Below are 19,477 nucleotides of genomic sequence, written 5' to 3'. Positions count from 1 at the left end.
GGGGCATCATGTACCTGCCTGCCCTTTCATCGCGCCTTGCGCGCGTGTTCCTGGCCGCCATGCTGTGCGCTGGCGCTTCCCCTGCCCTTGCCGGATCGTTCGATGTCAGGGACGACTATGGCAGTGGAGAGATTTCGGAATCCGAGCGGTTTTATGTCGATGAGCAGCTTGTAGCCACCTTTCACCTGGATGCGGACCATACCAGCCAAACGGTCCATGTCGATACCGCGATGGGGCGCCTCAACCACAGCTACGCCCTGTGCGGGGAGATTTACATCCGCCGCCCCAGTGGCAAGGTCGAGATCCATCAGGTCAGCGGCGAGGGCGTGCTGTATCATCCCGATGGCCACCATTATGAAGCCATTGCCTCGCGCAATTTCACCGAATTCTACCTTGTCGATGATACCGAGCCTGAAAGCGTCGAGCGCCACCCCGGCCATAGCAGCCTGTGCGCCGCCCCCACGTCCTGAACGGGTGTTCGTTCAGCCTTCATCTGCCGCAAGCAGGGCGGCCTGTTCTTCCTGCGTCAGGGCATCGACAAACTCATCGAGTTCGCCTGCCATCACACGGTCGATCTTGTAAAGCGTAAGCCCGATGCGGTGGTCGGTCACGCGGCCCTGCGGAAAGTTGTAGGTGCGGATGCGCTCGGAACGGTCGCCCGTGCCCACCTGGGCGCGGCGGTCGGCGGCGCGGGATTCGTGGGCTGCGGCGCGATTGCGCTCATACAGGCGCGCGCGCAGGATCTTCATGGCCTTGGCGCGGTTCTTGTGCTGGCTTTTCTCTTCCTGCATCGCCACCACGATATTGGTGGGCAGATGCGTGATGCGCACGGCACTCTCGGTCTTGTTGACGTGCTGCCCCCCTGCCCCGGATGCCCGGTAGACATCAATGCGGAGGTCGCCTTCATTGACCTCGACATCCACTTCTTCCGCCTCGGGCAGAACGGCCACGGTAACGGTGGAGGTATGGATGCGGCCCTGGCTCTCGGTCGCAGGCACACGCTGTACGCGGTGCACGCCGGATTCATATTTCAGCCGGGCAAACACGCCACGCCCGGTAATGCTGGCAATCCCCTCGCGCAGGCCGCCGAGTTCTGACTGGTCATATTCCAGAATCTCGAAGCGCCAGCCGCGCTGGTCGGCATAGCGCTGGTAGGCGCCAAACAGTTCGGCCGCGAACAGGCCGGCCTCGTCTCCCCCCGCGGCAGGGCGGATTTCAAGGATGGCGCTGCGTTCATCCGCCTCGTCACGTGGCAGCATGGCCAAGCGGATATCGTGGCGCAGGGTCGGGATCTGCGTGCGCAGTTCGTCGAGTTCGGCCTGGGCGAGTTCACGCATTTCGGGGTCAGCGAGCATCTGGCTGGCATCGCGCTCGGCTTCTTCCGCCCCACGCAACGCGTTCACGCGCGTGACAATCGGCTCAAGCTCGGCATACTCGCGCGAGGCCTGCGTGAAGTCGCTGCCCGACAGGCCCTGTGCCAGCAGGGCCTGCAATTCCTCGCACCGACCAACGATCCGGTCCAGGCGTTCGTCAAATTTTGACACGCTCAGCCCCCTGCGGCGGTTCCGGCCTGAAGGGCTGCGGCCACGCCATCGAGGGGCACCTCGGTCTGCTGCCCGCTATCGAGGTTCTTGAGCTGGGCTACGCCGCGTGCAATCTCGTCGCTGCCAATCACCACGACATGCGACGCCTTCATGCGGTTGGCACGTTCCATGCGGCGCTTCATGTTGCCGCGATACGATGTCTCGGCCCGGATGCCCGCAGCCCGCAGGCTCTGCAGCACGGTCAGGGACACGGCCTGCGCATCTGCGCCCATCGGCACGACGGCAACAGGGCGTGGCTCGGCCGGAACATCCTCAAGCAGCATGGACAGGCGCTCGATACCCCCAGCCCAGCCGATGGCAGGGGTTGCAGGACCGCCCATTTCGGCCACGAGACCATCGTAGCGTCCACCCGCCAGCACGGTACCCTGCGCGCCAAGGCGCTCGGTCACGAACTCGAAGGCGGTATGCCCGTAATAATCCAGCCCGCGCACGATGCGCGGATTTTCCCGAAAGCGCACGCCCATCGTATCCAGCGTGCTGCGCAGGCCATCCCAGAAAGCCTGCGCCTCGGGCGTGAGGAACTGGGCAATGGTGGGGGAATCCGCCACCAGCGCGCGGTCCTGTGCGGCCTTGCTATCGAGAATGCGCAGCGGATTGCGCTCCAGCCGGGCCTGGCTATCGGCAGAGAGCTCGGCGCGTCGTTCGCTGAAATAGGCGATCAGCGCCGTGCGCCACGCATCGCGGCTGGCGCTGTCGCCCAGCGTGTTGAGTTCCAGCACCACTTCATCGCCAATGCCAAGCGCGTGCAGCACGTCGCGGCCCATGGCAATGACCTCGGCATCGGCCAGCGGCTCGGCAGATCCCAGCAATTCGGCGCCGATCTGGTGGAACTGGCGGTAGCGCCCCTTCTGCGGGCGCTCGTAGCGGAACATGGGGCCTGCGTAGAACACCTTCTGCGGCAGCGACTGGGTCAACCCGTTGGTGACCAGCGCGCGGCAGATGGCTGCCGTGCCCTCGGGCCGCAGGGTCAGGGATTCACCGCCACGGTCCTCGAATGTGTACATCTCTTTCGAGACTACATCAGACGTATCGCCCAGCGAGCGCGAAAAGACCCGCGTATCCTCGAACACGGGGGTCGACCATTCATCAAACCCGTACAGGCCGACAATGCGGCGCGCGGTTTCCACTACGTGGTTGAACCGCCTGCGTTCCTCACCAATCAGGTCATGGGTGCCACGAACGGGCTGTAAGCTGCTCACTACGCGATATTCCTGTATTCAGTCCGGTGGCCCGCACGCAGGCCACCAGTCAGACCGCGCGCCCCCTTTTGGCCGGGCGCGCGGCGTTTGATTCAGTCCGTGGTGGACATGGTGGCCTCGCGGGCCATTTCCTCGGCGGGGGTGTTGTTGGCATCTGCCTTTTCCAGCACGGCCACCTTCTTTTCCACCAGATCCACGATATGCTCGATCATGTCACCAGCAGGCATGGTGTGATCCTGCTTGCCGGCGGAATAGACCATGTGCCGGCCCGAACCGCCGCCGGTCACACCGATATCGGTCATCAGCGCCTCACCGGGGCCATTGACCACGCAGCCGATGATCGACAGCGTCATCGGCGTCTTGATATGGGCCAGGCGATCTTCCAGCGTCTGCACGGTCTCGATCACGTTGAAGCCCTGGCGTGCGCAGGACGGACAGGAAATGATCTTCACGCCACGGTGGCGCAGGCCGAGCGACTTCAGGATATCCCAGCCGACCAGCACTTCCTCTTCCGGCTCGGCCGAGAGCGAGACGCGCATCGTGTCACCCACGCCCGCCCACAGAAGGTTGCCCAGCCCGATGGAGGACTTGACCGTGCCCGCGCGCTTGCTGCCTGCCTCGGTAATACCGATATGCAGCGGGTGGTCACATACATCGGCAAGCTGCTGGTAGGCCGCGACCGCCATGAACACGTCCGATGCCTTTACGCTGATCTTGAACTCATGGAAGTCATGATCTTCAAGGATCCTGGCATGCTCGAGCGCGCTCTCCACCAGTGCTTCGGGGTTGGGCTCGCCGTATTTTTCCAGCAGGTGCTTCTCCAGCGAACCGGCGTTCACGCCGATGCGGATGGAGCAGTTGTGGTCCTTGGCCGCCTTCACCACCTCGCGCACGCGCTCGGCGCTGCCGATGTTGCCGGGGTTGATGCGCAGGCACGCGGCACCGGCCTGGGCGGCCTCGATGGCGCGCTTGTAGTGGAAGTGGATGTCGGCCACGATCGGCACGTTCACTTCGCGCACAATCTCGGCCAGCGCCCTGGTGCTCTCCTCATCGGGGCAGGACACGCGCACGATATCCACGCCCGCGAGCTCGGCGCGGCGGATCTGCGCGATCGTAGCCTCGGCATCGGTGGTCAGCGTGTTAGTCATGGTCTGCACCGAAACCGGGGCATCACCACCGACCGGCACCTTGCCGACATGGATCTGCCGCGATTTGCGGCGTTCGATGTGCTGATAGGGACGATAGCTGCTCATTTCTGTGCCCTCCACATTAAGGCGGCGGTGTGTGCTCCGGCCCGCCGTGGCGGGGCGTGGCACGGCCCGTTGGTCTGTTACATGCCGGTTCCCGGCATGGTGACCACATTGTGGACCATGCCGTAGAAGACCCTTTTACTCTGGATTGATGTGCTGCGGGAGGGGCGGAGAGAGATTATTGCCGCTCCCTGTGGCGGTTGTGCCGCCTGACTGCATGGATGAAGGCATTGCCGGGTGGATATTTTCCACCGGTGCGGCATGCAACACCGAGCCATCAGCCACTGCCGCCGGGCTGAGCGCGATATTGTGCCGCACTTCGCCATTACGGCCGAGCGGCTGGGTCGTGACCCCGCCTGCCGCAAGCGTCAGGCCGCCTGCATTGCCCACGGTCAGTTCCAGGCCGGACTGGCCGGGCGGGGTCTGCCATGTCTCGCCAGGCTGGAGCACATGGTCATACAGCACCGGGCCGCCGTGCTTGCGCACCTGCACCCAGGTCGTGGCCGATGCATTCAGGGTCACGCTGTCGCCCGCTGCAAGGGGTGCTGGCGTGGCCGAAGCCTGCTGGGCCAGCACGTTGCGGTCCTCGCCCATTTTCTCGAGCGGCTGCGGGGGAGCAGCAGGTGCTGGCATGGGCGGGATTACTGCCGCTGGCGGCAGCGTGGTGTCCCCCCCGGTCAGCGCCTCGCGCTCCTGCGGCGGCAGGGGCTGCGGCGCAGGCCGTTCATCCGCAGGCGGCAGCACCGAGGCCACCTGCGGCGACGCGGTCGTGCCCGATGACAGGCCCGGCAGGGTCAGCTTGGTCGGAAGGTCATGAATGCCCTGAGAGCCGGTCAGCTTGTACCACCCCGCATAGGCGCCAACCAGGATCACGAGGCCGCACAGCAGGAGCACGCCGGTTGGCAGCCCCCGGTCAGGCAGCGGCACGGGAAAGGACAGTTCGGCCTTGCGGGTAAAGGCTCCCCTGCTTTCTATCTTGAAGCGTTCGGCAAGCTGTTCGCCTTCCAGCCCCAGCGCATTGGCGTAGCTGCGCAGGAAGCCGATGGCATAGGCTGAGCCGGGAAGTTCGCCGGGGCGTCCCTCCTCAAGGGCCTGCAGGTAAGGCAGGCGGATGCGCAGCCATGCCGCGACATCAGGCAGGTTCCAGCCCAGCTCCTCGCGGCGCGCGCGCAGCATGTCCCCTACCGAGGCGATGGGAGTGGTGCCCGGTGCTGGCGCGGGCGTGCCCGGCGTTGCCTTGCCGCGGAAAATGCGCTTGCCGTCGGTCATCCGTAGCGGGCCCTCTCTTCCTGACGGATCAGGGCATCGATGGCCTGATCGACCAGCTGATTGATAATTTCGCTGACCGGCTGCTCCGCGGTGATCATGCCCACGGACTGCCCGGCCATGACCGATCCATTCTCCACATCGCCATCAATCACGGCGCGGCGCAGGGCGCCCGCCCAGAAATGCTCGATGTCAAGCTGGGCGGCTTCCTTGGTCAGTTCACCACCCTGAAAGCGGCGCAGCGTTTCCGCCTGGTGCTGCATGAAGCGCCTTGTGCCTGCATTGTTCAGCCCCCGCACCGGAATGACCGGAAAACGCTCATCAAGCTGCACCGATGTTACGGCATCACGCGCATTGGCGCGGATGAAGGCCTTCTTGAAGTTTTCATGCGCGATGCTCTCGCGTGAGGCGGCAAAGCGCGTGCCGAGCTGTGCGCCCGATGCGCCCTGCTCGAGGTAGGACAGGATCGCATCCCCCCGTCCCAGCCCGCCAGCCACGAACACCGGCACGTCATGGATATGGGGCAGGATTTCCTGCGCCAGCACCGTCAGCGACACGGGGCCGACATGGCCGCCGGCTTCCGATCCCTCGATTACCAGCGCATCGACGCCCAGCCGCACCAGCCGCTTGGCCAGCACGAAGGCGGGCGCGAACGCGATGACCTTGGCGCCCCCATCCTTGATGGCGCGGATGACCGGGCCGGACGGAATGCCGCCTGCCAGCACCACATGCGTAATGCCCGCCCTGATGCACACCTGCACCAGATCATCGAGCCGGGGATGCATGGTGATCAGGTTCACGCCAAAGGGTTTTTGGGTCAGCGCCTGCGTCGCGGCAATTTCCTCGGCCAGGCGCTCGGGTTCCATGGCGCCGCAGGCCAGCACGCCAAAGCCACCCGCGTTGGAAATGGCCGAGACAAGATTGCGCTCGCTCACCCACGACATCGCCCCCGCCAGCAGCGCGTATTCGCTACCCAGAAAGCGCGTGCCACGGCCACACAGGTGGTCAAGGCGGGCCCGGGCCTCCTTGCGGCGCGTGGGGTCAGTCAGGGCGGACGGGGCATCAGGAGTGGCGGACATGGTGGTGCTCACGCTGCATCCAGCCCATAGGCGGTGTGGAGCGCGCGCACGGCCAGCTCGGTATATTCGGCGGCGATCAGCACCGAGACCTTGATCTCGCTTGTCGAGATGACCTGCACGTTGATGTTGCGTTCGGCCAGGGTGCGGAACATGGTGCTGGCCACACCGGCATGCGAGCGCATGCCCACGCCCACGACGCTGATCTTGACCACGCTGTCATCGGTCTGCAGTTCGGCATACCGCGTGGTGGCGTGCGTGCTTTCCAGCACCGAAATGGCGCGTGCGAGGTCGGTCTTGCCCACGGTGAAGGTCATGTTGGTCATGCCGTCATCGCCGGTGCTCTGCACGATCATGTCCACGTTCACGTTGGCGTCGGCCAGCGGGCCGAACACGGCGGCGGCAATACCCGGCCGATCGGGAAGCTGGCGGACGGAAACCTTTGCCTCGTCCCGGGAGTAGGCAATTCCGGCGACCTGTTCCTGTTCCACGATTTCGTCCTCATCCACGACTAATGAACCGGGCAGATGCCCTTCCGATGGTGCTGGCCCGTCATTGAAACTGGAGAGCACCTGCACCCGCACGCGCTCCTTCATGGCCAGTTCCACGCTCCGGGTCTGGAGTACCTTGGCACCGACCGACGCCAGTTCCAGCATCTCCTCGTAGGTGATGCGGTCCAGCTTGCGTGCCTTGGTAACAATACGGGGATCGGTTGTATAGATTCCGTCCACATCCGTGTAGATGTCGCAGCGATCCGCCTTCAGTGCCGCGGCCAGCGCCACGGCCGAGGTATCGGAGCCACCCCGGCCCAGCGTGGTGATGCGCCCGTCTTCCCCAATACCCTGAAAACCCGCCACGACCGGCACCTGTCCTGCGCGCATGCTTGCAATCAGGGCCGTGCCGTCGATTGATTCGATGCGGGCCTTGCCATGGGCGTTATCGGTGCGCAGCGGGATCTGCCAGCCCAGCCAGGAGCGGGCGTTGATGCCAAGCTTCTGCAGCGCTAAGGCGAGCAGCCCGCTGGTCACCTGCTCGCCAGTGGAAACGACGGCGTCGTATTCGCGTTCATCGTGCGTTGCGGAAAGATCGCGGCAATAACCGACAAGGCGGTTGGTCACGCCAGACATGGCGGAGACCACAACGGCAACCTCGCACCCGGCCTCGACCTGTTTCCGGACTTTTTCCGCCACGGCCCGAATCCGGTCAAGATCAGCGACAGAAGTGCCGCCGAATTTCATCACGATCCGCGGTACGGTAGGGGACATCGGAATAATGGCTCCATTATGGCTCGGGCTTCAGCATATCCGGAACGGGGGCCTGTTGGCCAATCCGGGGCATTGCGTTATGCGCAAGCCGCGTCACATACATCTCCCCAGCTTCCGCGTCCAGCGGGAGAAAGCCAAATGAAAGGCGGTGCACCCATGCAGCATCACGATTCGACCGTTGTGTCGGCGGATTCCGTCGCCCCGGATGAAATCGCCCATTTCAGCGATCTCGCTGCCCGGTGGTGGGATCCCGCAGGCCCCATGCGTCCGCTCCATGCCATGAACGACCTGCGCACGGGCTGGGCCATGCGCCACCTGCCCGCCCCCGTGGCGGAAGATGGCACCCGGCGCACGCTGCTCGATATCGGCTGTGGCGCGGGGCTGGCCAGCGAGGCCTTTGCCCGCGCGGGCTTTGACGTGACCGGACTTGATGCCTCCCAGGCCGCGATTACGGCTGGGCGGCTGCACCTGCGCCATCACCCCCTGCCCGCATCTGCAGGCCCGCTGGCCTATCGTTGCGGCAGTGCGGAGGAACTCGTGGCCCACCATGCCCGCTTTGATGCGATTTCCGCCCTGGAGGTCATCGAGCATGTGACCGACCCCGCCGCCTTCCTGTGCATGCTGGGTAGCCTGCTCAGACCGGGCGGGGCGATGGTGGTCTCGACCATGAACCGCACGTGGCGCTCGATGGCCATGGCCAAGATCGGGGCGGAATACGTACTGCGCCTGCTGCCCGTGGGCACGCATGACTGGAAAAAGTTCATCACCCCCGCCGAACTGGGCCAGTACGCCGCCCATGCCGGTCTGCGCGTAACCGATGTGGCGGGCATGGTGCCCGGCCTGGGCGGCTGGCGCGAGAGCCGCGACATGGCGGTAAACTACATCGCAGCCCTCGTGCGCGACTGAGCGGGCCGCGCACCCATTGGGGTCAGGCCACTCAGATCGTGCTCATGAACGCGAAGGTGGTCGGGCTGCCAACGGGGGTGAAGTTCCATGTAAAGTCGAGCACGCCGGTCTGGGCATTGGCCTTGAACGACGTGACCGAATCACTGCGCTGGTTGGCGCAGAACAGGAAGGTGCCGCTGGGGTCGAACATCATGGCGCGACCGTAATCGGCATGCATCCAGATTTCTTCCACCAGGTTGAGCGTGCCGTCATCATTCACGTGGAAGCTGGCAAGCGAATCGCCCAGCCGGTTCGACACATACAGGTACCTGCCATTGGGCGAGAGCAGGATGCCAGCAGCCAGCGTGCTGCCACGGAAATGCGGGGTGACGGTGCTCACGGTCTGCTGCGGCACGATCTCGCCGGTCTGCGGGTTGAAGGTGGCGGCGACCACTTTCGAATCCTGCTCGCCCAGAATGTAGATCATCGTCCCCTTCTCGTTGAAGGAGAAATGGCGCGGGGCGGAACCCGGCGTCATGGCGATGAAGGGTGTCTTGGCGGGCACGAGGCGGCCGGTATGCAGGTCGAGCGTCCAGACATAGACCCGGTCCAGCCCGGCATCGCAGGCCAGGACGTAGCGGCCCGAGGGGTCGGAAGCCACCATGTGCACATGCGCCATGGAATGGTCGCTTATGGCAAAATTGCCCGGCGGGTTGTCCGCCGCGCGGTCGGGCATGCGCGGGCCGGTGTTGTGCACGACATCGGTCGGGTCGCCAAGGCTGCCATCAGGGTGAATGGGCAGCACGCCCACCGTGCCGCCCATGTAATTGGCCACCAGCACGTATTTGCCCGAAGCATGAATGCTCAGATGCGCAGGCACGGCGCCACCCGAGCGCATGACGTTCAGCTTGGTCAGTTCCCCGCTCGAGCGGTTGACCGAGAATGCGGTAACGCAGCCTTCCTTGTTGGCGTTGAAGTCATCGATTTCGCTCAGGGCATAGAGATGCTTGAAATCGCTGGACATGGCCATGAAGGACGGGCTGGCAATATCCACATACGTCATGAGCGGCGAAAGGCTGCTGGTATCGGGGTTCATCTCGAACACCGATATGCCCTGCCCGTTGCCAGCCCCGCCCGGCGGGGCATGCTGGGTGTAGCCACCAATATAGCATATGGTGCGGGGCTTGCCCGGCGCGGTCTGGGCCATGGCGCGCCGGGAGAGTGCTGGCACGGTAGCAGCCAGGGCGGTGGCGAAGGTGCGACGTGAGAGGGTGGTGCTCATGACAGAAAGGGCGATCCTGATCAGTTGGAACTGTTTTTCTTGCTTGCTACGGCAGTTTGCACGCCGGGCCGATATCTCCGGTATAGCGGGTCCAGGTTTCGGTTTCACCAAATAAAGGCACGGCCACGAAGCCACGCAGCTTCAGGTCGCCCGATTGCGAGACCCACAGCTTGGCATGGTACACATGCCCGGTATCCGGATCGGTGACATGACCATTCCAGTGCCCCTTCGTTTCGGGGTCAGGGATAAACCCGTTGAGCATGGGAAGGTTGCATTCCGGCTCGCCCCGCTTGTCGCGTGGCATCTCGGTGGTGTAGCGCAGCCCTGCCAGCCTGCCGCATACTTCCTGCCCGCACTGGCTGATCTCGAACACGCCGTCATGGTCCTTGGTCATCCACCGGCCAATGATGTCCGGCGCCTCGGCATGCGCGGTGATGGGGGAAGCCAGCCCGACCGCCATGGCGCATAACGCGGCCATGCCCGACAGGGCGAAAGCCCGGAGGATGCGGCCACCTGTCTGGCGCAGGGTCGTGTTCCGTTCTGTATCGTGCATTTTCAATCGTTCCCCCGACATGGCACGCGTTCCGATCAGTGCCCCGGAGCGCGCCTGCGTCTACCCTTTAGCTGTCAGCCCGCCGGACCCATGGAATGGCGTGGACCTCCACGCCCGCCTCATCAAGTTCGGCATGCTCCTGTTCCGTCATGCTACCATAAATGCCCCGGGCTTCACGCTCGCCACGGTGCATGCCCAGGGCTTCCTCGGCAAAGCGGTCGCCTACGTCGTCACAATGCGTCTCAACAGTGTCGCGTATTTTCTGTAACAGGGCGACCATGGTATCGGGCATGGCCTGTGGCGCATGGCCGGGTGGCGCAGGCATGCCAGCGGGCGTTTCGGCTGCTTCTGCCACGCGCGCGGGCATGCCCGTATGGACGGCGGGCGCCATGAGGGCGCGCGTCACGTCGGGCGAGCCGCAATGCGGGCACGACAGCAGCCCGCCCGCGGCCTGCCGCTCGAACGCGGCACTGCCGGGAAACCACCCTTCAAACTCGTGCTCCGCGCCACAGCGCAACTGGTACCGGATCATGCCGTTTTATCAGCCCTTGCCCAGCAGGCCATCGAGCCTGCCCGAGCGTTCGAGCGCCATCAGGTCATCGCAGCCGCCAATGGGCGTGTTGTCGATGAAGATCTGCGGCACGGTGGTGCGCCCACCCGAGCGGCTGATGGATTCCGCGCGCTCGGGCGTGCCATAGGGGGCATCGATTTCGTTGAAAGGGACACCCTTCTGCTGAAGCAGCCGCACGGCGCGGATGCAATAGGGGCAGCCGGGTTGGGTATAGATATCAATTGCGGGCATTGAACCTTCACTTGGCTTGCGGGTTGATCCGCCACCCATAATCCGGGGCGAATGCGTCTGTTTCGGGCCATCTTATCCTATTGCGATGCATGCTGACCACTGGCACGCGCGGCGGCAAGCACATCAACCCGCGCGGCCCCTGCCGCAAGCAGGGGAACGGCGCAGGCGGCCAGTGTGGCGCCGGTGGTCATCACGTCATCCACCACAATGACATGCCGCCCCGCCAGCGCGGGAATCCGCCCGGAGCGCACCGTAATCGCCCCAGACATAAGATGCTGGCGCTGGCTGCGGCCCAGCCCTTCAAGCGGGCGGGTGGCACGGGTGCGCTCAAGCCCGTCGCACAGGGCCGTAGCCCCCGCCATTCCAGCGAGCGCGCGGGCCAGAAGCGCGGCCTGGTTGTAGCGGCGGCCAAACAGCCGCAGGCGGTGCAGCGGAACCGGCATGAAAAGGCTCTCCCCCGTCATGATATCACTGGCCGCCATGGCCATATAACGTGCCAGCAGCGATACGTTTTCCGTGCGGTCGGCATATTTCAGCGGCAGGATAAGGCTGCGCGCGGTCTCATCATACATCATGGCGGCGCGGGCTTCGCGCCACGGCGGCGGGTTCTGCTGGCAGGTGGTGCAGGTCATGTCCGGCCCTGCGGCCGCGCGGGATGAGAACGGCAGGGCGCAGCGGCGGCAAAAAGGCGACGTAATCAGGTGCAGCCGGCCCACGCATGCACCGCACAGATGCCCCGCCTCCATCACCTCCGCCCCGCAGGCAAGGCAGCGGGGCGGAAACAGCAGGTCAAGCACCGGCGTTGCGGCCCTGCGCCACCACGTGAGCCACCATGGGACGCGTTTCATGGCTTCACACGATCGTGGGCTTGGCACGGCGCGGGCATGGGTTCACACCAAGGGGCATGAGCCCGGATGTGCCGCAGATATTCGACCGTCATGCCGTCAGGCTGCACCGTGACCGCGCGGCACGTGACGTGACGGCAGTCCGCCCCATTGTGGAGGAAGCCGCCACCCGCCTGCTCGACCGGCTCGATGATGTCACACGCCCTTTCGCCACGGCGCTCGACATTGGTGGGCGTGGCGTCGTAGCCCCGCTCCTGCGCGCGCGCGGCATCGAAACCCTTGCCGCTGATCTCTCGCCCCGCATGGCCGCCCTTGATGCCGGACCCGCCATCGCCATGGATGGGGAATGGCTGCCCTTTGCACCACACAGTTTCGACCTGGTGGTGGCATGTCTTTCTCTGCACTGGGTCAATGACCTGCCGGGGCTGCTGGCGCAGGTGCGTCGCGTTCTGGCGCCTGATGGGCTGTTCCTGGCCTGCATGCCCATACTGCCCACGCTGGGCGGGCTGCGCACGGCCCTGATGGAAGCCGAGATGGCACAGCGCGGTGGTGTCTCGCCGCGCATCTCGCCCTTTCCTGGCCTGCGCGACTGTGCAGCCCTGCTGCAACGCGCGGGGTTTGCCCTGCCGGTAGCCGATGCGGATGTGATCGAACTGAGCTACGCAACCCCCATGGGCCTGCTGGCCGATCTGCGCCACGCAGGCGAGACCAATGCCCTGTGCCAGCGCGCGCGTGGCCTGACATCCCCTGCCCTGCTGGCCGATGCCCTGGGCCGCCTGCCGCGTGATGCCGATGGCGGTATCGCGCAGTCGCTGCACATCGCGGTCATGACCGGCTGGGCCCCTGCCCCCACGCAGCCCCGCCCCCTCCGGCCAGGCCAGTTCAGCATGAGCCTGGAGGAGGCGCTGCGCGGGCGGCCGTAACATTCAGCCGCCCGTGACACTCATGTGGCGCCGCACACGGGCGGGGTCATCCGCATCGCGCCCGATCAGGAAATCATGCCCCTTCGGCTTGCGCAGGATGGCGGCGCGGACATGATCCATCATCGCCGCATCATCCTCGCCCGCGCGCAGCGGCGCGCGCAGGTCGGTCGAGCCTTCATGGCCAAGGCAGGTGTAAAGCCTGCCGGTGCATGACAGGCGCACGCGATTGCAGCTTTCACAGAAATTATGGGTCATGGGCGTGATGAAGCCGATACGCTGACCTGTCTGGCCAATGCGGGCGTAACGCGCCGGGCCGCCGGTGCGGTAGGCCAGTGGCTCCAGCGCCCAGTTCCGCTCAAGCCTGCGGCGCACGGTCGAGAGCGGCAGGTAATGGTCGGTGCGGTCCTCGCCCGTCTCACCCATGGGCATGGTCTCGATCAGGCACAGATCAGCACCGATCTCGCCGCACCAGGCGATCAGGGTATCGAATTCGTCCTCATTCACGCCCGCCATGGCCACGGTATTGATGCGCACCGCAAGCCCCGCCTCGCGTGCCGCGCGGATACCATCGAGCGTGCGGGCAAGGTTGCCGCGCCGGGTGATGCGGGCAAAGCGGGCAGGATCCAGCGAGTCCAGACTGACATTGACGCGGCGCACGCCACAGGCATGCAGGCCATCGGCAAATTCGGCCAGCCTGCTGGCATTGGTGGTCAGCGTAAGTTCATCGAGCCCCGGCTGGCCGGTATCGCGGTGCAGCCATTTGCCCATCTCGCGGAAGAAGGACATGACATCGCGCCGCACCAGCGGTTCGCCCCCGGTCACCCGCAGCCTGCGCACACCGTGGCGGATGAACGAGGCGCACAGGCGCTCGAGTTCAGACAGCGACAGGATTTCCGCCTTGGGCAGGAAGGTCATGTCCTCGGCCATGCAATAGATGCAGCGCATGTCGCACCGGTCGGTAACCGATACGCGCAGGTAGGTCAGCAGACGGCCGTAGGAATCGGGTAGCGGGGCATGGTTCATGCAGTCACAGGCCCTACGACAGCACGGTCAGTTGCACGACCATGGCATTGACCATCACCTTGCCTGCATGGGGAAACATGACCGTAACACGTTCGCCAATGGCTGACTGCACGGCGCCATCGCCCCATTCCGGGTGATCAGGGTGGCGGACCAGTTGCCCCGGAACAAGAAAGGACCGGAAAGGTGGAGGGGCCATGATGCTGTGCGGTTCCTGCATGGGGGTCATGACCGGCATATCGGACCGGTGGCGGTCTTATTAAACCCCATTGGCGGGTATTCAACAAAAAAACAGTCTACCCATAGTCACAGCCCTGCCTTTTCCCCCATCACAAGGCATGTTACCGCAAAGGCATGCGCACCCCTCTTTCCCGACCGGTACAGCCATGAGCCGCCGCCCCGCCATAAGGGGCCGCCTGTGTGCAGCCGTGCTGGGGGCGGGGTGGCATGGCCTGTCTGTCCTGCTGGCCCCTGTCCTGCGCGTGAACCTGCGCCGCAGACTGGCGCGCGGCAAGGAAACCCAGGCCAGCCTGCCCCAGCGGCAGGGCCTTGCCAGCCGGCCCCGCCCTGCAGGAGCACTTGTGTGGCTGCATGCGGCCAGCGTGGGCGAGACGGTTGCCATCCTCCCGGTGCTGGAGGCATTGCTCAGGGCTAATCCCGCGCTGCACGTGCTGGTCACGACCGGCACGGTCACGGGAAATGTCATTTTGCACGACCGCCTGCCTGCAATAGTGGGGCAGGAGCGCATCATCACGCAATTCGCGCCGCTGGATGTGCCCCGCTGGGACGCGCGGTTTCTCGATTACTGGCGGCCTGACGTGGGCGCGCTGGTGGAAAGCGAGCTCTGGCCCAACCTGATTGCCGCCTGCCATGCGCGGCATATGCCGCTGGCACTGCTCAATGGCCGCATGTCCGACCGCTCCCTGGCGAGTTGGCGCAGGGCGGGCTGCCTTCTGGCGCGCATGCTCTCAACTTTTGCGTGGGTCATGGCCCGCAGCACGGAAGATGCCGTCCGCCTGCAGCAGGGCGGCGCACCCCGGATCGACCTGATTGCCGACCTCAAGGATGCAGCGCCGCCCCTGCCACATGACCCGGCGGCGCTGGCCGAACTGCAAACCCTGCTGGCTGGTCGACCGGTCTGGGTCGCGGCCTCCACCCATGAGGGAGAAGACGCCACCATTATCGCCGCCAGCGCCCTTGTGCGACAAATGCTGCCCGATGCCCTGACCCTCCTCATACCCCGCCACCCTGAACGCGGCGCGGACATCGCAGCCCATGCCAGCCCCGGCACCCCGCGCCGCGCATTGGGTCAGGCTCCCACCGCGCAGGACGGGCTATGGATCTGTGATACACTGGGCGAGATGGGCCTTTTCTTCGCTTCTGGTGCTCCGGTGCTGATGGGTAACAGCCTGCCGGGCTGCACGGGTGGTGGCCATAACCCGCTAGAACCCGCGCGTGCCGGCTGCCCTGTCGCCAGCGGGCCACGGATCGGCAATTTCCGCCAGGCTTACGCCCGCATAGCGGATAGCGTGCAGTTTGTCGAAACCCCGCACGATATCGCCCGATGGCTCATCCCGCTGCTCCAGAGCCCTGAAGCCCGCCTCAAGGCAGGCGCAGGCGCCCGGCAGCATGCCCTGCCCGATCCCGCGCTGGCCCGAAAGATCGCCAGCACCCTGCTTGCGCTGGGCCAAAACTGATGCAGCCACCCGCCTTCTGGTGGCGACCGGCCACCGATGCCGGACTGATGGCAGGCCTGCTGGCCCCCCTCGCCCATATTTATGCCACTGCTGCGGCACGCCGCCTGCGCCGTGCGCCATGGCATGCGCCCGTGCCGGTGCTGTGCTGTGGCAATATTGGCGTGGGTGGCGCAGGCAAGACACCGCTGGTGATGGATCTGGCACGGCGCACCATAAGCCGGGGGCGCAGACCCGCTTTTCTCTCCCGCGGATATGGCGGCCGGGCACCGGCAGGAACGCGGGTTGACCCGAACCATCACACCGCGCGGGACGTAGGCGATGAACCCCTGCTGCTGGCGCGCATCGCATCGTGCTATGTCGGGGCTGACCGGTCCATATCGGCACGCCGCGCCCTGGCGGATGGCGCGGACTGCCTGCTGATGGATGACGGGTTCCAGAACCCCACCCTGCATCAGGATCTGGCGCTGGTGGTGGTTGATGGCACGGTCGGTTTCGGCAATGGCCGCGTGCTGCCCGCAGGCCCGCTGCGTGAGCCGGTCGCAACCGGGCTCGCCCGTGCCGGGGGGGTGGTGATCATGGGACATGACCAGCAGGGCATTGCAGCCAGCCTGCCCGACGGACTGCCCTGTTTTGCGGCAACCCTGCAACCCGACACGCAATCGGTGCCGCGCAATCAGCCCATCATCGCCTTTGCAGGAATCGGGCGGCCCGCCAAGTTTTTCGAGGGTCTGGCGCAAAGCGGCATCCGCCCCGCAAGCTGCCTCGCCTTTCCCGATCATCATGCCTATACCGCTGCCGAACAGGCTGAACTGCACGGGCTTGCAGTACAGGCCGGGGCCTGCCTTGTTACAACACAGAAGGATGAAGTGCGCCTCAATGCTGCCATGCGGACAGAAGTGCGCACGGTCGGCCTGCAACTGGCATGGGCCAACCCCGCCATGCCTGAACGGATACTGGATCTATGGCTGGGCACGACACAGCGATGAAAACGGAACAGTCCAAAGCACGACAGCCCACAGGGCAGATGCGCCTTGAAGCGGCCCTGGTGCGCGGGCTTGTGGCCCTCTTTCGCCGCCTTGGCCCGGTGCGGGCCTCCAACCTTGGCGGCTGGCTGTGCCGCACGATCGGGCCGCACCTGCCCATATCGAAAATAGCCGATGCCAACCTGCGCATGGCCATGCCTGAACTTGACGCCAGCATGCGCCACACCGTCATCCGCGCCATGTGGGACAATATCGGCCGCAACGCCGGCGAGTTCCCCCACCTTGCCACCCTGCCCCGTAACCCGGCTGATGGTGCCCCCGGCTGGGATGTGGTGGGCGAGGAACACCTCATTGCGCAGGCGGCGAAGGGCGGCCCGACCATTTTCGTATCCGGCCATATCGGCAACTGGGAGATGCTGCCCCCCGCCGTGGCGCGATACGGGCTGCCGTTCTCCTCGTTTTACCGTGCGCCCAACAATCCGCTGGTCGATCGCATCCTGTGCGATCTGCGCGATGAGGCAATGGGGCAGCCCGTACCGCTGTTTGCCAAGGGGGCGCGCGGTGCACGCAATGCTCTGGCGCACATACTCAAAGGCGGCCATCTGGGCATGCTGGTGGACCAGAAGATGAATGATGGAGTCGCTGCCAGCTTTTTCGGCCTGCCCGCCATGACAGCGGGCGCCATGGCCGCCATGGCGCTCAGGCTGCGCTGCTCCGTCATACCCGGCTATATCGAGCGCCTGGGTCCGGCGCGGCTGCGCATGCATGTCTACCCCCCCATCGACCTGCCCGATAGCGGCAACCGCACAGCAGACCAGATGACGCTGACGCAGCAGGTGAATGACTGGATTGAAGGCACAATACGGCAGAAGCCGGGGAGCTGGCTCTGGATTCATCGCCGATGGAATAGGCAAATGCCTAAATTAGGGCCTATAAAATAGGCACTTATGCTACGAAATATTGCTTTTTTGCCACAGGGTGTTGTTTCTGCCTGTTTGTGCGGCTTTCTGTCTGAAATTCAGTTTGGCAAAGCTGCCATGCAGTAATAGCGTTGTTCCTATCTTGTCACGCCAAGACAGTCAGAGGGCCAACGGAATGCACATGATGACCAGGCAGGCTTCCGCCACCAATGTTGTTTCCCTGCGGCAGGGCTTCCTGCCCCGCCACCGGGAATACCTGATGCGCTGGCTTGAAGCTGGCGCGTGCATGGGCCTGTGTGATGCGGATATCTCCGATCACAACGATGCAAACGAACCCGATATCGAACATGTGCTGGTCTGGGTGCGCGAAAACGCCAAGCCGGCCTACATGGTCCGCCCCGAAGGCATGGGCTGGGTGCTTGTTGACCAGATCCGCGACCGCCAGCTCGCCACCTACAGCAGCTTTGAAGCTGCCCTTCACGCCATCCGCCCGGTGCTGGCGCATGGGGCGACCGTCGCTGCCTGAAAGGCCAGCGACGGTTAAATTACCCTACTGCACTGCCCCTAGTTGGCGCTGCGCCGCAGCCTGCCCGCAGGGGGAATGACGATCTTGCCGCCACCGGTGGGCAGGATCTGGAACACGGCCAGATCGCGCCGCGTCTTGCCATTCTCCAGAAAACCGAATGCACCATCCACCCCGCCAAACCCATCGGGGCGGGTCAGGGCCTGCACGGAGTAGCCATTGGCGCTTCCGGCGGGGCGGTTCTGGTCCAGCGCCTTCACCAGGGCTGCCGCATCATAGGTCAGATCGGCCAGCGGGGTTGGCATATGGTGGTAAGCCGCCATGAACTGCTGCACGAAGGCCTGTCGTGTCGCCGGATCGGGCGCTGCGTACCACGCGCCCTGCAGCGCGCCAAGCTTGGTGGCAAATGCCGCCCACAATCCCGGCCCCATGATCTGCACATGCGTATTGTCCACATGCGCCTGCGCCAGCGCGTTGATGATCATGCCCAGTTGCAGCCCGGTATCGCCCAGAAGCAGCGCGTCAAATGGTGGAGCGGGAAAATCTGGCGTGGCAGCAGGTGCCGTGACGGCCTCAGGCGCTGGCGTGGCGGCCTGCGGCGCGCCATCGGGGTTGGCTGGGTCGATGGTCGCTGAATCGGGTGTGGCCTCGGGTGTCGGGGCAACCGGCGGCTGGGCCACGGGATCAGGCTGCGGCACGGCGGCGGCGCGCGTGTCATAGGCCGACAGGGTTTTCAGGTTGGCGGTAATCGCCTCCTGCGTGCTGTCATGGAACATGATCTGCGGCGATTGCAGGCCGTTTTCCTCGCAAACCTGCTGCAATGCCTGCCCAAGCGCATGGCCGAGCCGGTTATCGGGCAGGAAAGCCGCGAAATGCTGCCGCCCCTGCTGGCGGGCGGCGAGCACCATGCGGCGCACCTGCTGCTCGGGCGCAATGCCAAGGGTCCAGACACCGGGCTGGGCTACCGACATGTCGCTGGTAAAGGCCAGGACAGGCACCCCGGCGGCAGTGGCAACAGGAGCTGCCTGCGCTGTCTCATCCATGGTGAGCGGGCCGAGGATCAGCCCATCGCCTGCCTTGATGGCCGCCTGCGCTGCGACTGCGGCATTACCGCCGGGGGCGGCGGTATCATGCACGTCAAGTGGCGGGGCCGTGGGCGTGTTCATGGCCATGCGCGTGGCGGTCAGCATTTCCTGGCCCAGCCGGGCGTTCGCGCCACTCAGTGGCAGCAGCACGCCCACGTTGCGCCCGGCATGGGGCGCATGACGGCCACCGCCCTCACCGCCAGCGCAGGCGGTCAGCACCGACAGCGCCAGCCCTGCCAGCAATAAGCGCTTGCATGCAGGGCGCACAGAGGCAGTATCAGCATCCTGTCCTTGCATCT

The 19,477-nt window shown here is 65.1% G+C and carries 21 protein-coding genes; 7 read left to right on the top strand and 14 right to left on the bottom strand.

What is annotated here, in order from left to right:
* The first annotated feature begins 8 nt into the window (after positions 1-8).
* Positions 9-470: a hypothetical protein gene (locus FMA36_RS12735; RefSeq protein WP_159262734.1), complete on the top strand. Its 462-nt coding sequence runs from the start codon at positions 9-11 to the stop codon at positions 468-470.
* 12 nt (positions 471-482) lie between these two features.
* Here FMA36_RS12735 and prfA read toward each other — a convergent pair whose 3' ends face one another.
* The 6 genes from prfA to FMA36_RS12705 form a co-directional block, all read right to left on the bottom strand.
* Positions 483-1,544, bottom strand: coding sequence for a peptide chain release factor 1 (prfA, locus tag FMA36_RS12730; protein WP_159262733.1), 1,062 nt, complete (start codon positions 1,542-1,544; stop codon positions 483-485).
* A gap of 2 nt (positions 1,545-1,546) precedes the next feature.
* On the bottom strand, positions 1,547-2,803 hold the full coding sequence (gene hisS, locus FMA36_RS12725) for a histidine--tRNA ligase (protein WP_159262732.1): 1,257 nt from the start codon (positions 2,801-2,803) through the stop codon (positions 1,547-1,549).
* 92 nt (positions 2,804-2,895) lie between these two features.
* Positions 2,896-4,056 (bottom strand): flavodoxin-dependent (E)-4-hydroxy-3-methylbut-2-enyl-diphosphate synthase, encoded by a 1,161-nt coding sequence (ispG, locus tag FMA36_RS12720; protein ID WP_159262731.1) that lies wholly within the window; start codon positions 4,054-4,056, stop codon positions 2,896-2,898.
* Between the two features lie 135 nt (positions 4,057-4,191).
* On the bottom strand, positions 4,192-5,322 hold the full coding sequence (locus FMA36_RS12715) for a helix-turn-helix domain-containing protein (RefSeq protein ID WP_159262730.1): 1,131 nt from the start codon (positions 5,320-5,322) through the stop codon (positions 4,192-4,194).
* The gene (locus FMA36_RS12710) at positions 5,319-6,398 is read right to left on the bottom strand and encodes an NAD(P)H-dependent flavin oxidoreductase (RefSeq protein ID WP_159263929.1); all 1,080 of its coding nucleotides are present in this window, start codon (positions 6,396-6,398) and stop codon (positions 5,319-5,321) included. Before FMA36_RS12710 ends, FMA36_RS12715 begins: the two co-directional genes overlap by 4 nt.
* Positions 6,399-6,406: 8 nt before the next feature.
* Positions 6,407-7,660 (bottom strand): aspartate kinase, encoded by a 1,254-nt coding sequence (locus tag FMA36_RS12705; RefSeq protein WP_159262729.1) that lies wholly within the window; start codon positions 7,658-7,660, stop codon positions 6,407-6,409.
* A gap of 156 nt (positions 7,661-7,816) precedes the next feature.
* Between FMA36_RS12705 and ubiG the strand changes: the two genes are divergently transcribed.
* Entirely contained in the window at positions 7,817-8,566 is a 750-nt protein-coding gene (gene ubiG, locus FMA36_RS12700; RefSeq protein ID WP_159262728.1) for a bifunctional 2-polyprenyl-6-hydroxyphenol methylase/3-demethylubiquinol 3-O-methyltransferase UbiG, read from the top strand.
* Between the two features lie 31 nt (positions 8,567-8,597).
* Here the strand turns inward: ubiG and FMA36_RS12695 are convergent, their stop codons facing one another.
* The 5 genes from FMA36_RS12695 to FMA36_RS12675 form a co-directional block, all read right to left on the bottom strand.
* Positions 8,598-9,827: a lactonase family protein gene (locus FMA36_RS12695; protein ID WP_159262727.1), complete on the bottom strand. Its 1,230-nt coding sequence runs from the start codon at positions 9,825-9,827 to the stop codon at positions 8,598-8,600.
* A 46-nt stretch (positions 9,828-9,873) separates the two neighbouring features.
* A complete protein-coding gene (locus tag FMA36_RS12690) occupies positions 9,874-10,380 on the bottom strand; it encodes a DUF2147 domain-containing protein (protein ID WP_159262726.1) in 507 nt (168 codons plus the stop codon).
* A gap of 67 nt (positions 10,381-10,447) precedes the next feature.
* The gene (locus FMA36_RS12685; RefSeq protein WP_159262725.1) at positions 10,448-10,912 is read right to left on the bottom strand and encodes a DUF1178 family protein; all 465 of its coding nucleotides are present in this window, start codon (positions 10,910-10,912) and stop codon (positions 10,448-10,450) included.
* Positions 10,913-10,921: 9 nt separating this feature from the next.
* Complete coding sequence (gene grxC, locus FMA36_RS12680; protein WP_159262724.1) at positions 10,922-11,182, bottom strand: glutaredoxin 3; 261 nt, start codon at positions 11,180-11,182, stop codon at positions 10,922-10,924.
* Between the two features lie 77 nt (positions 11,183-11,259).
* Positions 11,260-12,030 carry a ComF family protein gene (locus tag FMA36_RS12675; RefSeq protein WP_159262723.1) on the bottom strand — a complete coding sequence of 257 codons (771 nt, stop codon included), beginning with the start codon at positions 12,028-12,030 and terminating at the stop codon, positions 11,260-11,262.
* Between the two features lie 56 nt (positions 12,031-12,086).
* Here FMA36_RS12675 and FMA36_RS12670 point away from each other — a divergent pair, with 56 nt between their 5' ends.
* Complete coding sequence (locus FMA36_RS12670) at positions 12,087-12,950, top strand: methyltransferase domain-containing protein (RefSeq protein WP_159263926.1); 864 nt, start codon at positions 12,087-12,089, stop codon at positions 12,948-12,950.
* A gap of 3 nt (positions 12,951-12,953) precedes the next feature.
* Here the strand turns inward: FMA36_RS12670 and moaA are convergent, their stop codons facing one another.
* Positions 12,954-13,973: a GTP 3',8-cyclase MoaA gene (gene moaA / locus FMA36_RS12665; RefSeq protein ID WP_159262722.1), complete on the bottom strand. Its 1,020-nt coding sequence runs from the start codon at positions 13,971-13,973 to the stop codon at positions 12,954-12,956.
* Between the two features lie 13 nt (positions 13,974-13,986).
* Complete coding sequence (locus tag FMA36_RS12660; protein WP_159262721.1) at positions 13,987-14,208, bottom strand: DUF3553 domain-containing protein; 222 nt, start codon at positions 14,206-14,208, stop codon at positions 13,987-13,989.
* A gap of 148 nt (positions 14,209-14,356) precedes the next feature.
* On the opposite strand from FMA36_RS12660, the gene FMA36_RS12655 reads away from it, so the two are divergent.
* The 4 genes from FMA36_RS12655 to FMA36_RS12640 all read left to right on the top strand — a co-directional run bounded on the left by FMA36_RS12655 (position 14,357) and on the right by FMA36_RS12640 (position 18,096).
* Entirely contained in the window at positions 14,357-15,667 is a 1,311-nt protein-coding gene (locus FMA36_RS12655) for a 3-deoxy-D-manno-octulosonic acid transferase (protein WP_159262720.1), read from the top strand.
* Positions 15,667-16,653: a tetraacyldisaccharide 4'-kinase gene (gene lpxK / locus FMA36_RS12650; protein ID WP_159262719.1), complete on the top strand. Its 987-nt coding sequence runs from the start codon at positions 15,667-15,669 to the stop codon at positions 16,651-16,653. The genes FMA36_RS12655 and lpxK overlap by 1 nt, the downstream gene beginning before the upstream one ends.
* The gene (locus FMA36_RS12645; RefSeq protein WP_159262717.1) at positions 16,650-17,591 is read left to right on the top strand and encodes an LpxL/LpxP family acyltransferase; all 942 of its coding nucleotides are present in this window, start codon (positions 16,650-16,652) and stop codon (positions 17,589-17,591) included. Before lpxK ends, FMA36_RS12645 begins: the two co-directional genes overlap by 4 nt.
* 160 nt (positions 17,592-17,751) lie before the next feature.
* The gene (locus FMA36_RS12640; RefSeq protein WP_159262716.1) at positions 17,752-18,096 is read left to right on the top strand and encodes a hypothetical protein; all 345 of its coding nucleotides are present in this window, start codon (positions 17,752-17,754) and stop codon (positions 18,094-18,096) included.
* A 38-nt stretch (positions 18,097-18,134) separates the two neighbouring features.
* Here the strand turns inward: FMA36_RS12640 and FMA36_RS12635 are convergent, their stop codons facing one another.
* A complete protein-coding gene (locus FMA36_RS12635) occupies positions 18,135-19,475 on the bottom strand; it encodes a penicillin-binding protein activator (RefSeq protein ID WP_240906352.1) in 1,341 nt (446 codons plus the stop codon).
* Positions 19,476-19,477: the final 2 nt, after the last annotated feature.

The sequence above is a fragment of the Komagataeibacter xylinus genome (assembly GCF_009834365.1).
Taxonomy (GTDB): domain Bacteria; phylum Pseudomonadota; class Alphaproteobacteria; order Acetobacterales; family Acetobacteraceae; genus Komagataeibacter; species Komagataeibacter xylinus_D.
Note: the sequence above shows the minus strand (reverse complement) of the source record. Positions and strands in the feature narration are given on the sequence as shown.

What these genes read in the sequence shown, in the direction of transcription:
- FMA36_RS12735 (WP_159262734.1), top strand. Translation starts at nt 9, where the DNA reads ATGTACCTGCCTGCCCTTTCATCGCGCCTTGCGCGCGTGTTCCTGGCC.
- FMA36_RS12710 (WP_159263929.1), bottom strand. Translation starts at nt 6,398, where the DNA reads ATGTCCGCCACTCCTGATGCCCCGTCCGCCCTGACTGACCCCACGCGC.
- moaA (WP_159262722.1), bottom strand. Translation starts at nt 13,973, where the DNA reads ATGAACCATGCCCCGCTACCCGATTCCTACGGCCGTCTGCTGACCTAC.
- ispG (WP_159262731.1), bottom strand. Translation starts at nt 4,056, where the DNA reads ATGAGCAGCTATCGTCCCTATCAGCACATCGAACGCCGCAAATCGCGG.
- FMA36_RS12695 (WP_159262727.1), bottom strand. Translation starts at nt 9,827, where the DNA reads ATGAGCACCACCCTCTCACGTCGCACCTTCGCCACCGCCCTGGCTGCT.
- grxC (WP_159262724.1), bottom strand. Translation starts at nt 11,182, where the DNA reads ATGCCCGCAATTGATATCTATACCCAACCCGGCTGCCCCTATTGCATC.
- FMA36_RS12670 (WP_159263926.1), top strand. Translation starts at nt 12,087, where the DNA reads ATGAGCCCGGATGTGCCGCAGATATTCGACCGTCATGCCGTCAGGCTG.
- FMA36_RS12655 (WP_159262720.1), top strand. Translation starts at nt 14,357, where the DNA reads ATGAGCCGCCGCCCCGCCATAAGGGGCCGCCTGTGTGCAGCCGTGCTG.
- FMA36_RS12705 (WP_159262729.1), bottom strand. Translation starts at nt 7,660, where the DNA reads ATGTCCCCTACCGTACCGCGGATCGTGATGAAATTCGGCGGCACTTCT.
- FMA36_RS12660 (WP_159262721.1), bottom strand. Translation starts at nt 14,208, where the DNA reads ATGCCGGTCATGACCCCCATGCAGGAACCGCACAGCATCATGGCCCCT.
- FMA36_RS12690 (WP_159262726.1), bottom strand. Translation starts at nt 10,380, where the DNA reads ATGCACGATACAGAACGGAACACGACCCTGCGCCAGACAGGTGGCCGC.
- FMA36_RS12715 (WP_159262730.1), bottom strand. Translation starts at nt 5,322, where the DNA reads ATGACCGACGGCAAGCGCATTTTCCGCGGCAAGGCAACGCCGGGCACG.
- FMA36_RS12645 (WP_159262717.1), top strand. Translation starts at nt 16,650, where the DNA reads ATGAAAACGGAACAGTCCAAAGCACGACAGCCCACAGGGCAGATGCGC.
- FMA36_RS12640 (WP_159262716.1), top strand. Translation starts at nt 17,752, where the DNA reads ATGATGACCAGGCAGGCTTCCGCCACCAATGTTGTTTCCCTGCGGCAG.
- ubiG (WP_159262728.1), top strand. Translation starts at nt 7,817, where the DNA reads ATGCAGCATCACGATTCGACCGTTGTGTCGGCGGATTCCGTCGCCCCG.
- FMA36_RS12635 (WP_240906352.1), bottom strand. Translation starts at nt 19,475, where the DNA reads ATGCAAGGACAGGATGCTGATACTGCCTCTGTGCGCCCTGCATGCAAG.
- FMA36_RS12675 (WP_159262723.1), bottom strand. Translation starts at nt 12,030, where the DNA reads ATGAAACGCGTCCCATGGTGGCTCACGTGGTGGCGCAGGGCCGCAACG.
- lpxK (WP_159262719.1), top strand. Translation starts at nt 15,667, where the DNA reads ATGCAGCCACCCGCCTTCTGGTGGCGACCGGCCACCGATGCCGGACTG.
- FMA36_RS12685 (WP_159262725.1), bottom strand. Translation starts at nt 10,912, where the DNA reads ATGATCCGGTACCAGTTGCGCTGTGGCGCGGAGCACGAGTTTGAAGGG.